We start from the raw sequence: 12254 nt of genomic DNA on the forward strand, positions 1-12254 counted from the left end.
TTATGATGGAAAATAATTACGGCGCAGAAAATATTAAAGTACTAAAAGGTCTTGAGGCGGTCAGGAAGCGCCCAGGCATGTATATAGGCGATACTAACATAAGCGGTCTTCACCATATGATCTACGAAGTCGTTGATAACTCTATCGACGAAGCGATGGCAGGATACTGCGATACGATAGATGTTGAGCTTACACGTGAGGGCTCAGCGATCATTAGTGATAATGGTCGTGGTATCCCAGTAGATATGCACCCGACTGAGAAAATTTCAGCTGCGACTGTTGTTCTAACTGTGCTTCACGCTGGTGGTAAATTTGACAAGGACACTTATAAAGTCTCTGGTGGTCTTCACGGCGTTGGTGTATCTGTCGTAAATGCCCTTTCTAAAAAGCTAATCGTAAATATCAAACGTGATGGCAAGCTTCATAGACAAGAATTTGCAAAAGGCATCCCACAAAGCGATCTTGAAGTTATAAAGACTACAAACCGCACAGGTACGCAGGTTGAGTTTTGGCCAGATGATAGTATATTTGAAGTGACTGAATTTGACGATGAAATTTTAGTAAAAAGATTTCGTGAGCTAGCCTATCTAAACCCAAAGATAACTATAAATTTCAAAGATCAAAGAAATGGCAGAAGCGAGAGCTTTCATTTTGAGGGCGGACTTGAGAGCTTTGTAACTGATATGAACAAGGCAAACGCTGTCAGCAAAGCTGTCTCATTTAGCGGCGGTGAAGATGATGTTATGGTTGATTTTGCGCTGCTTTATAATGACACTTATAGTGAAAATTTACTAAGCTTTGTAAATAATATCAAAACTCCAGATGGCGGTACGCACGAAGCTGGCTTTAGAGCGGGCCTTACAAGAGTTATCACAAACTACGTTCAAGCAAACGCTGCTGCACGTGAAAAAGATACAAAGATAACTGGCGAAGATATCCGCGAGGGACTTATCGCAGTTGTAAGCGTAAAGGTGCCAGAGCCGCAGTTTGAGGGACAAACAAAGGGCAAACTAGGCTCAAGCTACGTAAAACCTATCGTTCAAAAGATGGTTTTTGACGTGCTTACAAAGTATTTTGAAGAAAATCCTATCGAAGCAAGAGCGATAATGGATAAAGCTCTAATGGCAGCTCGTGGTAGAGAAGCTGCTAAAAAAGCTAGGGATCTAACTCGTAAAAAAGAGAGCATGAGCGTAGGCACGCTCCCTGGCAAACTAGCTGACTGCCAGAGTAAAGACCCAGTTATCAGCGAGCTATATCTAGTGGAGGGCGACTCTGCGGGCGGTTCTGCAAAGCAGGGACGTGATAGAGTTTTCCAAGCGATATTGCCGCTTAAGGGTAAAATTCTAAACGTTGAAAAGGCAAGACTGGATAAAATTTTAAAGTCTGACGAGATAAAAAATATGATAACAGCGCTAGGCTGCGGTATCGGAGATGAATTTGACGCCGAGAAGCTTAGATATCATAAGATCATCATCATGACCGATGCCGACGTCGATGGTAGCCACATCCAGACACTGCTTTTAACATTTTTCTTTAGATTTTTAAATAAAGTTGTAGAAAACGGCCACATCTACCTAGCTCAGCCGCCACTTTACCGCTATAAAAAAGGTAAGAAAGAAATTTATCTAAAAGATGAAAAAGCACTAAATGAATTTCTTATCGAAACTGGCATCGAGGGCGTTGATATAGAGGGCATTGGCAGTGCGGATTTGATTGATTTCTTAAAGATCGTTGCAGCTTATAGAAGCGTCTTAAAAGAGCTTGAAAAACGCTTTAACGTCCTTTCAGCGATCCGCTATATGATAGAAAATCCAGACATAGTTTCAAAAAGCTACAATGAAATTTTTGAAATTTTAAGAGACTTCTTAAAAGCTGAGGGTCACAACATCTTAAACCACTACGTTAGCGAAGATGAGGTTAGAATTTATGTCCAAACTGAAAGTGGCCTAGAAGAGCTTGTGGTAAATGAAAATTTATTCACAAATCCACTCTATGAAGAGGCGCTTTACATCAGCCAAAAGATAAAAGAGCGCGGCCTAGACTTGCATAGTGACGTTATAGACGTGCTTGATGAAGTAGAGAAAAATGCGAAAAAAGGTGCATATATCCAGCGCTACAAAGGTCTTGGTGAGATGAACCCTGAGCAGCTTTGGGAGACTACGATGAACCCTGAGAACAGAAGACTTTTAAAGATCGATATAAACGACGCTATAAGCGCTTCTGATACGTTTAATCTCTTCATGGGCGATGAGGTCGAGCCAAGAAGAAACTACATCCAAGACCACGCAAAAGACGTTAAACACTTGGATATTTAAAAGAAAAAGGATAAAAAATGAGCGAAGAGATGAAGTATGGCGAGAAAATTTTAAAAGAATTTGACGTAGAGAGTGACCTTGAGGTCTGGGAAAATAAGCAAACAAGGGACTATATCATAAAGATCACTCTGCCTGAGTTTTGCTGCCTTTGCCCTCGCTCTGGTTATCCTGACTTTGCGACCATATACCTTGAGTATATCCCAAATAAGCTAGTTGTCGAGCTAAAAGCGATAAAGCTTTATATAAATAGCTTTATGAACCGCAATATCAGCCACGAAGATAGTATAAATGAAATTTACTCTGTTTTAGAGAAAAAGCTTGAGCCTAAATTTATGAAGATAGTTGGGGATTTTAACCCACGTGGAAATGTCCATACAGTTATCGAGATCAGCTCTGATCTAGTGGTAAAAAAGCCAGCTGAAGAGAAAGAATATGCTCCAAGAAGTAGGGAGAGAAGCTTTAGCGACAAGCCGCGCGAGAGACGTAGCACAAGCGATCGCGCTAGCAGTAGAGGCAGCAGAGATGATAAATTTAAAAAAGATGACAAGCCAAGAAGAAGCTCAAACAAAGAGGGCTTTAGAAAGATAAGCTATGCCGATGATAAGAAGCCAAAAGTAGTCAAAAAGGATAAATAATGATAAGTGCTAAGCTTATAGAACATATCTTTAAAGCAGCATCTATATCACGTTGGAACGACTATCCAAAGATGACAAATTTAGTCGAGCTTGACAAACAGGCTCATAAATTTATCATCGCTTATTTCATAGCAAAACAAGAGCAAAATGCCGACATGAACTACATCATCGAGGCTGGGATTTTTGAGTTTTTAAGCAGGGTCGTAGTCACAGACATACGCCCTGACGTCTTTCACCACATCCAAAAGACGAAAAAAGAGCAGATAAATAGCTGGGTTTTAAGCAACCTTGAGACGCTCATCTCAGATATCGAGGGTGGCGAGTTTTTGGAGAGATTTAAAAACCACTATAAAAACGACAAAACTCACGAAAAAGAGCGCCTTATACTAAAAGCAGCGAGCTATCTTGCCACGAGGTGGGAATTTTCTATCGTCTATCAAACGAGCCAGTTTTTAAGTGACATCGACGAGCTTAAGGCGAAGGTTGAGGAGGAGATGGAGGATTATTACGAGCTAATTGGCGTTAGAAAGATCGCTATGAATCAAAAATTAGCCCGTCTTGTTGATTTAAGTGGCAGGCTAAGGTTTCAAAAGCGCTGGGCACAAACGCCTCGTATCCCTGAAACTGCGGTATTAGGACATATGTTAGTTGTTGCGATACTTAGCTACTTTTACTCGCTAAAAGCAAAAGCTTGCAAAAAACGGCTAGAAAATAACTTCTTTTGCGCACTATTCCACGACCTACCAGAGAGCCTTACAAGAGATATCATAAGCCCTGTAAAATACGGCGTAAAGGGGCTAAATGAGATCATCAGCGAGTATGAGATGAGGCTTATTGATGAGAGGATTTTGCCATTTGTGCCTGAAAAGATCAAAGATGAGTTTAGCTACATTCTTGGCATCAGAAAAGATGGCGAGAAATTTATAAAAGATGAGTTTGAAAATAGGACTTATGAGCGCAAGATCATCTGCCACGAAGGTACTATGGAGAACGTAAATGAGGATAAATTTAACCCGATTGACGGCAAAGCGCTAAAATACTGCGACAAGCTCTCAGCCTACATCGAGGCTGGGATTTCTATAAGCTACGGTGTCAAGTCAAAAGAGCTAACTGACGGCTTTAATAATATGTATAAATTTTTTAGCGAAAAACCTAAGATCGACGGAGTGGATTTTTTAGAAATTTGCGATGATTTTAATGAGCATTTTGGTTTAGAAAGACCCCCTCTCAGATGACTGCGGCACACACTTAATACAAGTGCTCTGCTGTGTTCCCACCCTGAAGCGGTGCTCATAAAAAGCATTGCACAGGTCTAAGAAGGAGCTTTGCAATCATACAAAAACTATACTTAAATTTAGTTTTATAGTTACATTTTTAAAAATTTAGCTTTAAGAGTATATAATCTCACATAAATTTCACCAAAAGTAGGGCAATGTCAGGAAAGATCAAACTTCGTTTTTTATCGGCCTTTAGAGATTTTTTTGTCTATCATCACAAGTCTTTAGAGTTTCGTGCCAAAATTTTTGCTGCAATTATCTCGGCTAAATTTGACCCAGACGAGGATGATTTTTTCATTTTAAATGACATCGTAAATGAAATTTATGAAAACGATCAGACTAGAAAAGACTTCTTAATCCAAACCGTTAGAGAGTACGTGGCAAGGGTCAAAAGAAACGATAGGATCACGCTTGACACGCTTCTTTTAAGCATAGATAAAGATATGAAAGATCACAAAAGATATGCTAAAAAGATAGACTTTTCGCACCTTCGCCGCTTGATGAGTGGCTGCGAGGAGGAAATTTTAGTCCAGCAAAGGGTCTATGAGTTTTTGATAAATGAGGTCAAACTCTACTCGCAAAGCGCTTAAATTTCATCCTAAATTTAATCAAAAATCTTTCTAAGATAGCAAATAAAATAACAATACCCCATCAGTAAAATTTACATTGATAAATGTGCATTATTTTGTGATAAAGCTGTTGCCAAGATAAAAAATTAAGAGCATAGATTAGCCTGTTTTGTAACTTCTTAGTGGCACTTGTTTGCTACCCTGTAAAGGACAAGAGATATAGGGTTTTTAAAGAGTATATCTGCTCCATTATAAAAGAGAGTATCGACATAAAGCTAGGCAAAAAACGCCTACTTTGGCACGGAGCGAAGTAAATTTAAGCTGCTTTTTGCACGGCGGCTGAGTGGGTTATGATGTCGTGTAAATTTAGCTTGTCTTTTCTAAAAAAGCAAAGGCAAAGTCCGATGATGCTAAAGCCAGCAAATGCAAAGCAAATTTGGCGCAAGATCGCGTGAAAAAGGCTTAGCTTTTTACCGGTTTGTAAATTTATGAGATAAATTTCTTGCGCTTTGTAGCCTGGAGTCTGTGCCTTTATGCTAAAAAATAGACACATTATAAATGAGATGAGGCTATTTGCGCCAAAGATCGCAAGCTGGTTTTGCAAAAACGCCTCTTTGCCGTCAAGCAAAAGATAGGTCGTGGCGTAAAATATTGGCATACCGATGATAAAAAGATCGATGATAGAGGCCTTTACTCTAGCCCAGATCGGTGCGATTTTTGCCTTTTGCTTTGCCAAGTTATTTTCCTGTGTTTATGTAGATACGGCTAAATTTCTCCCAATCATATAGGTAGATAAGGCAGTCGATCACCTCGCAGCTCTCATCGTAAAGATCGCCGTCCTCGTCGTTGTCTTGCATGATAGGTAGCATGCCTGATCCTCGCGAGACCTCACACCAATACTCATAAAAATCAAGCTTTTTGATATCGCTCTCTAGCACGCCAAACATGCCTAAAAACTGATAGACACTAAGGTCAAAAAAGCTCTTATTTTTGGTTTTTTGCAGGCGTTTTACACTATTTGTGTGCATCAAACTAGCTCAACGCCCTTGCCGTTTATCACTTCGCCGATCATGTAGCCATCGCTATTTGCTAGCACAGCATCTACGTTTTCTTTAGGCACAACAAGGATCATGCCAACGCCCATGTTAAATGTCCTCATCATCTCGCTTTCTTCTACTTTTTGCGCGAGGATTTTAAAAATTTCAGGCGTTTTTACAGCGCTTTTTTGCACCTTTGCACCAAGTCCAGCAGGAAAGACGCGAGGCAAGTTTTCAACTATGCCACCACCCGTTATATGCGCCATTGCTGTGATCTTATCTTTTAATTTTAAAAAATCGCTCACGTAAATTCTAGTTGGTTCAAGAAGCACGTCGATGAGCGCTCTATCGCCCACTTTTTCGTCAAATTTAAGTCCAAGCTCGCTTACTACTTTTCTTGCAAGAGAGAAGCCATTTGAGTGCAGGCCGCTGCTAGGAAGTGCGACTAAAACGTCACCAGATTTTACAAATTTGCTCCTATCGATCTCGTCAGCCTCAGCTATACCCACGGCAAATCCGGCAAGGTCAAAGTCGCCCTTTTCATACATCGACGGCATCTCGGCTGTCTCACCGCCTATCAGCGCGCACTGTGCCTTTTTGCAGCCATTTGCGATGCTTTTCACCACCTCTTTGGCACTCTCTATCTCAAGCTTTGCAGTCGCGTAGTAGTCGAGGAAAAAGAGTGGTGTGGCGAAGTTGCAGATGAGGTCATTTACGCACATAGCGACTAGATCCTCGCCAACGCCGTCAAATTTCTTAGCGTCGATAGCAAGACGTAGCTTCGTGCCAACGCCGTCTGTGGCGCCTAAAATAGCTGGATTTTTATATCCGCTTGGCAGTCTGACCGCACCTGAAAATGACCCGATGCCGCCTATGACGTTTGGTGTTTGCGTAGATTTTACGAAAGGCTTGATCGCCTCAACAAAGCTATTTCCAGCATCTATATCGACTCCGGCATCTTTATAACTTATCATTTTCGCCCTTTTGGTTATTTTTTAAAACTTTAGCCAAAAGTTGCTAAAATTGTTATCAATTTTCAAAAATGGAGCGACTTTGCAGAAATTTCCAAACGCCTACGTCATCACAGGCTCGATCGCCAGCGGCAAAAGCACGGTTGTAAATTTACTAAAAGAGCGAGGATTTAGCGTGATCGATGCAGACCTTATCGCTCACGAGCAGCTTGAATTTTGCAAAGGCGAGATAGTAGAAGCTTTTGGCGAGCAAATTTTAGATGAGGCTCGCAAGATAGATCGCAAAAAACTGGGCGCCATCGTCTTTCGTGAGCCAAAAAAGCTTAAAAATTTAGAGCAAATTTTGCATCCAAAGATAAAGGCTGAAATTTTATCAAAGGCCTCGCAGCTTGAGCGCTTGGAACGGGTTTATTTTGTCGATATCCCTTTGTTTTTTGAAAAAAAAGAGCGTTACGCTGAGTTTAAAAATGTAGCTGTGATCTACGCGCCAAAAGAGCTTTTACTAAGCCGTCTAATGAGCCGAAACGCTCTAAGCTTAGAGGATGCAAAGGCTAGAGTAGAGCTTCAGATGGACATCGAACAAAAGAAAAAAATGGCAAAATTTGTTATCGATAATAGCAATGACAGGGAGAATTTAGAGCTGGAGCTAGAGAAATTTTTAAAGCAGATCGGCGCTATTTCTTGATAAATTTACTAGCAAATTTATATGTTTGCATGGCCTCTTTACTACCCAAATCCCAGCTATCAAGCTCGGCTTTTACTAAATTTGGAAATTTCTTACTTATATCTTTTAAGGCATTGCCAACTGATTTTCTAAGATACTCGCTCGCACTATTTTTTAGACTAGAAAGCCGCCTAATGGCCTCATCTGGGTTATCTTTAAAATAGGGCCTACTAGTCCATATCCTAAGGCCCTCTGTTACGGCTCTTTTTGCATTTGTGTTGCCATTTTCTAGCCACTCATCGATGGTTAAAAGTGCTTGCTCGTAGCCAACTTTTTTACAAAACTCATCAAACGCCTTTGCTAAAATTTCTTGAACTCGCCAGTTTTCATCCTTTGAAACCTGATCTCTCATAAACGTCAAAATTTCTTCACGATCCGATAGGTATCCAAAGAGAAAGACGGCGTACATCCTGACTTGATAGAGCTTTGAGCTGTATGCTAGACGCGCCAGCTCTTTGCAGTGCTCAGCTCCATTTGTTTTATAGTCAGCCAAAGCCCTAGTTTCTTGCTCTTTAAAGCCATTTTCTATCAAAGAAAACTCTTTTTCTAAATTTAAGATGTAGCTCTTCAAGGTGGCTCCTTTAAAATTACTAATAACTCTTATCTAAATTTTAGTAAAATCACGCAAAAAATAAAAGGACAGCTCATGCAAGTCTCAAAGTACAACGCTAGTGGCAATGATTTTGTCATATTTCACACATTTTTAAGCAAAGATAGAAGCGAGCTTGCAAGGCAAATTTGTAGCCGGACAAACGGCGTGGGAGCTGACGGGCTCATCGTGCTTTTGCCTTACGAAAAGGGCGTGAAATGGGAATTTTACAACAGCGACGGAAGCTACGCTGCTATGTGTGGCAACGGCTCGCGTGCGGCTGCTAGATATGCCTATCTAAACGGCCTTGTAAGTTCGAGCGAATTTGCCTTGCTAACTGGCAGCGGCGAGGTGATGGCAAGCGTGAAAGATGAGTGCGTCGAGGTCGTGCTAACAAGTCCAAAAATCTTAAGCGAACCGCTAAATGAAAATGGCAAAACTTGGTACTTTTACGATACTGGCGTGCCGCATCTTGTAAATTTCACGCAAAATTTAGATGAATTTGACGTCAAAGAGTGCAGGGCGCTTCGTCAAAAATACAATGCAAATGTAAATTTAGCCAAATTTGATGGCGGTGTTTTAAAGGTGAGAACCTACGAAAGGGGCGTGGAGGACGAGACGCTAGCTTGTGGCACTGGCATGGCAGCTTGCTTTTACGGCGCTACTTTAAATTTAAACGCACCGCAATGCCTAAAAGTCTATCCAAAAAGCGGCGAGGAGCTTGGTCTTAGGCTGGAAAAAGGTAAAATTTTATTTAGTGGAGCGGTGAAACACTGCTTTGATACGAGTATTGAAATTTAGCTTTTAGAGTGAGTTTTACGCTTGCTTTGGGTTAATCAGAACAAGTAAAATTTCAAATTTATATCGCTAAATTTACGCCCAACAGCTAGCTAAATTTATATTGGTATTGATTAAAATTTAAATACAAACCATTTAAGAGTTTAGCTACTTAAATATTTCGAGAATAAATTTATATGAAATTTAGTGGGGTGTAAAAATCTCTGCCGAAATTTTATTTAGTGGAGCTTTTAAACACTGCTTTGATACGAGTATTGAAATTTAGTTATTTTGGTTGCTGGTAGTTAAATTTGGCTAGTAGTTTGTAAAAGTCGCGGGCTAAATTTCATATCAAATTTTGTGTAAAACAAAGAGTTTTTAGAGTTTTTGTTATTAAATTTTAAAGTGTATAAAAAAGAAGATCTCCGCCAAAGCGGAGAAAAGGTTTATTTCAAAGCATCTTTTGCTTGTTTTGCAAGTGCCGCAAATGCCTTCGCGTCATTCATAGCTAGATCAGCTAAAATTTTTCTATCAAGCTCTATCTTAGCTTTGTTTAAGCCGTTGATAAATCTTGAATAACTAATGTCGTTTAGTCTGCAAGCTGCGTTGATACGAACAATCCATAAACGTCTGAAATCACGTTTTTTCTGGCGTCTGTCGCGGTATGCGTAAACTAAACTTCTCTCTAGTTGCTCTTTAGCTTTTCTAAAGTGTTTATGTCTAGCACTGAAAAAGCCACGTGCTAGCTTTAAAACTTTCTTATGGCGTCTTCTTCTAACTACGCCTGTTTTTACTCTTGCCATATTTATCCTTTTACAAATTGGCGCTCACGAAGTGAGTCTTGCCCCTAAATTTGGGGGAGTTTGAATGACTTTTTTGTCAAAAACTTAAATCTACAGCTGCTTATACGCCGAGCATTTTGCGAACGGCTGGGACATTTGTGCTATCCACGTATTGTGGGCCACGCAAATCTCTCATACGCTTACTAGGTTTTTTTGTTAAGATATGGCTTCTAAAAGCAGAGCCTCTTTTTATCTTATTTTTACCTACTTTAAAGCGCTTAGCAGCACCGCGAACGGTTTTCATCTTTGGCATGCTAATCCTTTTTGAAATTTTATACGCAAGTGCGTAAGATTTGGATTATAGCGAAAAATCCTTTAGAAAATTTAAATTTCACTTAGAGAAAATTTGCGATAAATTTACATTTAACTTAAAAAAGTTTTAAAATTTAGAACTAAATTATTAAATTTGAAATATAATCACATATAAGAAATTTATTTTACTAAGGAGTAAAAATGAAAGGGAAAATTCTTGCATCAATCGTCGCTATGAGTGCGATTTTAGGCACAAGTAGCTTGGCATGCACTACCATTTTAGTAGGAGATAAAGCTTCAAACGACGGCTCTATGTTAGTGGCTAGGAGCGCAGATAGCAAGGCTATAAAGGCGCAAGTCTTTTTGATACATCCAGCTACGAAAAACCAAACTGGCATGCACAGCTCAAAGGCCCATGACGGCGCAAATGACTTTACATATCCGCTTCCAAAAGATGGCATGAGATACACAACTATCGCAAACTCACACACAAAACTTCACGGAGCAGTCGGCTACAACGAGGCTGGCGTTGGACTAAGTGGCACTGAGACCATCTACGCAAAAGATGAGCTTTTAAAAGTTGATCCATACAACGAAGAGACCGGTATCACAGAAGATGACATCCCTGACGTGCTTTTGCCGCGTATGAAGAGTGCAAAAGAGGGCGTTAAGCTTCTTGGCGAGATAGTAGAGACAAAAGGCGCTGGAGAGGGCTTTGGCGTGGTATTTATCGATGCAAACGAGCTTTGGTACTTTGAAACTGGCACAGGCCACAAATGGATCGCTTCGAAGATCCCACAAGATGAGTACTTCGTCACTGCAAACCAAGGCAGACTTCACGCTTATAAAGAGAATGATCCAAATTTCATGGGCGCAAAAGATGTCATCAAATTTGCGATCGACAACAAGACTTACGACCCTGCAAAAGATGGCGAATTTAACTTCACAAAGGCCTATACAAGGGACGATGAGAGAGATGTGACTTACAACTACCCACGTGTTTGCTGGGTTCAAAGCATGTTTAACCCAAGCTTAAAACAAGACTTCGCTGATGGTCAGAAATTTCCAGTATTTTTAAAACCAGAGAAAAAACTAAGTGTAGAAGATCTAAAAGCTGCGATGAGAGCCCACTACGACGGCACGCCGTTTGATAACTACGCTAGCAAAGATGAAGATAAGAAAAACATCTACCGTGCTATAAGCGTCTTTAGAACGTATGAGTCTCACGTCATGCAGGTGCGCCCATGGCTACCAAAAGAGATCGGTCGTGTGACCTACGTCGCTCTTGGTATGGCTGATCTTAGCGTTTATTTGCCGTATTACGAGGGGCTTGATGGCTTTATAAAAGGCTACTCTGATGGCTCATACGACGCTGATGACACTTCGATATACTGGGTTTATAGAAAGCTTCAAACCCTTGTGATGACTGACTATGAGAAGTATTCGCCAGTGGTAAAAGAGGCATACGCTAAATTTGAAAAAGAGTTGGCGGTAAAACAGGCTAAATTTGAAGATGAGTACGTAAAACTTTATAAAAAAGATAAGAAAAAAGCGGACAAACTTTTGAATGAATTTAGCCAAAAGACTATGCAAGAGGCAAAAGATCTAACTAAAGATCTTACAAATAAGGTCTTTACGATGCTTACAGCTGATATGGATGCTAAACTAAAATCCCTAAATAAAGGCAAAAAAGACTAAAAACTCTGGGCGCGAAATTTAGTAGCGCCCAAACTTTAAACAAAAATTTGGCAAAGAGCGTTTATAATGCGACAAAAATTCACTACAAAGGAAAAACGCTGATGCCTTGTCCCATGCGTAAAGCTCATTAATCTCGGCAAAAAACATATCAGCGATTTTCAAAAAACACGCAAATTTTTAAATGATTTTACATTTTTTCACATTGAGATAAATCCCTTTTTGCTAGCAGGTCCGCTGCATTGTAACTGCATTTTTAATAGCAAAGCTAAGCAGTGCCTGAAATTTGGCAAGGACCTTTTTAGTAGGGTTTTTTATAAATTTTACTTTAGTTTAAGAAGAAGTGGGTGTCATCCACCGCGTTTTGGGTGATTAAATTTATTGTTTGAGCTGTGATAGTGAAAATTTGGCTTTTGGTGGCAGAAGGGGTTTCTACTTACGGTCTGCTTGCAGTTGCGAGCTTGCGACGCAAAACGTCGCCCCTTCCGCCCCCAAACCCCCCCCTCGGTCGCTTATAGACATCTCCGCGCCCACGCGGCCGTTCTAGGGGGCGTATGCCGGGGTCTGCTTG

13 protein-coding genes and 1 other RNA gene are annotated in these 12254 nt (G+C 40.4%); 7 read left to right on the forward strand and 7 right to left on the reverse strand.

All coding sequences use genetic code 11. The features are described from left to right. Positions 1 to 5: 5 nt before the first annotated feature. From gyrB to CVT14_RS07960, 3 genes are read left to right on the forward strand one after another with little or no spacing between them, the layout of a single operon-like run. Positions 6 to 2315 carry a DNA topoisomerase (ATP-hydrolyzing) subunit B gene (gene gyrB, locus CVT14_RS07950; RefSeq protein WP_021087013.1) on the forward strand — a complete coding sequence of 770 codons (2310 nt, stop codon included), beginning with the start codon at positions 6 to 8 and terminating at the stop codon, positions 2313 to 2315. Between the two features lie 17 nt (positions 2316 to 2332). After that, positions 2333 to 2950 carry a preQ(1) synthase gene (gene queF, locus CVT14_RS07955; RefSeq protein ID WP_234403120.1) on the forward strand — a complete coding sequence of 206 codons (618 nt, stop codon included), beginning with the start codon at positions 2333 to 2335 and terminating at the stop codon, positions 2948 to 2950. Then, positions 2950 to 4185: an HD domain-containing protein gene (locus tag CVT14_RS07960; RefSeq protein ID WP_021085664.1), complete on the forward strand. Its 1236-nt coding sequence runs from the start codon at positions 2950 to 2952 to the stop codon at positions 4183 to 4185. Before queF ends, CVT14_RS07960 begins: the two co-directional genes overlap by 1 nt. Here CVT14_RS07960 and ffs read toward each other — a convergent pair. Further along, an RNA gene (gene ffs / locus CVT14_RS07965) (signal recognition particle sRNA small type) lies at positions 4172 to 4269 on the reverse strand. The two genes, CVT14_RS07960 and ffs, sit on opposite strands and share 14 nt — an antisense overlap. A gap of 113 nt (positions 4270 to 4382) precedes the next feature. On the opposite strand from ffs, the gene CVT14_RS07970 reads away from it, so the two are divergent. Further along, on the forward strand, positions 4383 to 4817 hold the full coding sequence (locus tag CVT14_RS07970) for a hypothetical protein (RefSeq protein ID WP_009295127.1): 435 nt from the start codon (positions 4383 to 4385) through the stop codon (positions 4815 to 4817). A gap of 295 nt (positions 4818 to 5112) precedes the next feature. On the opposite strand, the gene CVT14_RS07980 is transcribed toward CVT14_RS07970, so the two are convergent. Genes CVT14_RS07980 through purM form a run of 3 tightly spaced genes read right to left on the reverse strand, consistent with a single transcriptional unit; the run spans position 5113 to position 6807 of the window. Beyond that, positions 5113 to 5532, reverse strand: coding sequence for an RDD family protein (locus CVT14_RS07980; RefSeq protein ID WP_107850076.1), 420 nt, complete (start codon positions 5530 to 5532; stop codon positions 5113 to 5115). Position 5533: 1 nt separating this feature from the next. Next, entirely contained in the window at positions 5534 to 5824 is a 291-nt protein-coding gene (locus tag CVT14_RS07985; protein ID WP_107850077.1) for a hypothetical protein, read from the reverse strand. Beyond that, positions 5824 to 6807 carry a phosphoribosylformylglycinamidine cyclo-ligase gene (gene purM, locus CVT14_RS07990; protein WP_107850078.1) on the reverse strand — a complete coding sequence of 328 codons (984 nt, stop codon included), beginning with the start codon at positions 6805 to 6807 and terminating at the stop codon, positions 5824 to 5826. Before purM ends, CVT14_RS07985 begins: the two co-directional genes overlap by 1 nt. Positions 6808 to 6886: 79 nt before the next feature. On the opposite strand from purM, the gene coaE reads away from it, so the two are divergent. Continuing rightward, positions 6887 to 7489 carry a dephospho-CoA kinase gene (gene coaE, locus CVT14_RS07995; RefSeq protein WP_107850079.1) on the forward strand — a complete coding sequence of 201 codons (603 nt, stop codon included), beginning with the start codon at positions 6887 to 6889 and terminating at the stop codon, positions 7487 to 7489. Here the strand turns inward: coaE and CVT14_RS08000 are convergent. Further along, positions 7479 to 8099, reverse strand: coding sequence for a DNA alkylation repair protein (locus tag CVT14_RS08000; protein ID WP_107850080.1), 621 nt, complete (start codon positions 8097 to 8099; stop codon positions 7479 to 7481). The genes coaE and CVT14_RS08000 overlap by 11 nt on opposite strands. 75 nt (positions 8100 to 8174) lie before the next feature. Here CVT14_RS08000 and dapF point away from each other — a divergent pair, with 75 nt between their 5' ends. Then, positions 8175 to 8918 carry a diaminopimelate epimerase gene (gene dapF, locus CVT14_RS08005; RefSeq protein WP_107850081.1) on the forward strand — a complete coding sequence of 248 codons (744 nt, stop codon included), beginning with the start codon at positions 8175 to 8177 and terminating at the stop codon, positions 8916 to 8918. 422 nt (positions 8919 to 9340) lie between these two features. On the opposite strand, the gene rplT is transcribed toward dapF, so the two are convergent. Then, positions 9341 to 9697 carry a 50S ribosomal protein L20 gene (rplT, locus tag CVT14_RS08010; protein WP_004317321.1) on the reverse strand — a complete coding sequence of 119 codons (357 nt, stop codon included), beginning with the start codon at positions 9695 to 9697 and terminating at the stop codon, positions 9341 to 9343. A 100-nt stretch (positions 9698 to 9797) separates the two neighbouring features. Then, a complete protein-coding gene (gene rpmI / locus CVT14_RS08015; protein WP_012000969.1) occupies positions 9798 to 9989 on the reverse strand; it encodes a 50S ribosomal protein L35 in 192 nt (63 codons plus the stop codon). A 200-nt stretch (positions 9990 to 10189) separates the two neighbouring features. Between rpmI and CVT14_RS08020 the strand changes: the two genes are divergently transcribed. Continuing rightward, positions 10190 to 11686 (forward strand): C69 family dipeptidase, encoded by a 1497-nt coding sequence (locus CVT14_RS08020; protein WP_021088714.1) that lies wholly within the window; start codon positions 10190 to 10192, stop codon positions 11684 to 11686. Positions 11687 to 12254: the final 568 nt, after the last annotated feature.

The organism is Campylobacter concisus (assembly GCF_003048445.1).
Taxonomy (GTDB): domain Bacteria; phylum Campylobacterota; class Campylobacteria; order Campylobacterales; family Campylobacteraceae; genus Campylobacter_A; species Campylobacter_A concisus_BF.

Bases quoted from the DNA above. Each gene is read 5' to 3' on its own strand.
- rplT (WP_004317321.1), bottom strand. From the start codon at position 9,697: ATGGCAAGAGTAAAAACAGGCGTAGTTAGAAGAAGACGCCATAAGAAA.
- purM (WP_107850078.1), bottom strand. From the start codon at position 6,807: ATGATAAGTTATAAAGATGCCGGAGTCGATATAGATGCTGGAAATAGC.
- dapF (WP_107850081.1), top strand. From the start codon at position 8,175: ATGCAAGTCTCAAAGTACAACGCTAGTGGCAATGATTTTGTCATATTT.
- CVT14_RS08020 (WP_021088714.1), top strand. From the start codon at position 10,190: ATGAAAGGGAAAATTCTTGCATCAATCGTCGCTATGAGTGCGATTTTA.
- rpmI (WP_012000969.1), bottom strand. From the start codon at position 9,989: ATGCCAAAGATGAAAACCGTTCGCGGTGCTGCTAAGCGCTTTAAAGTA.
- queF (WP_234403120.1), top strand. From the start codon at position 2,333: ATGAGCGAAGAGATGAAGTATGGCGAGAAAATTTTAAAAGAATTTGAC.
- CVT14_RS07960 (WP_021085664.1), top strand. From the start codon at position 2,950: ATGATAAGTGCTAAGCTTATAGAACATATCTTTAAAGCAGCATCTATA.
- gyrB (WP_021087013.1), top strand. From the start codon at position 6: ATGGAAAATAATTACGGCGCAGAAAATATTAAAGTACTAAAAGGTCTT.
- CVT14_RS07985 (WP_107850077.1), bottom strand. From the start codon at position 5,824: ATGCACACAAATAGTGTAAAACGCCTGCAAAAAACCAAAAATAAGAGC.
- CVT14_RS07970 (WP_009295127.1), top strand. From the start codon at position 4,383: ATGTCAGGAAAGATCAAACTTCGTTTTTTATCGGCCTTTAGAGATTTT.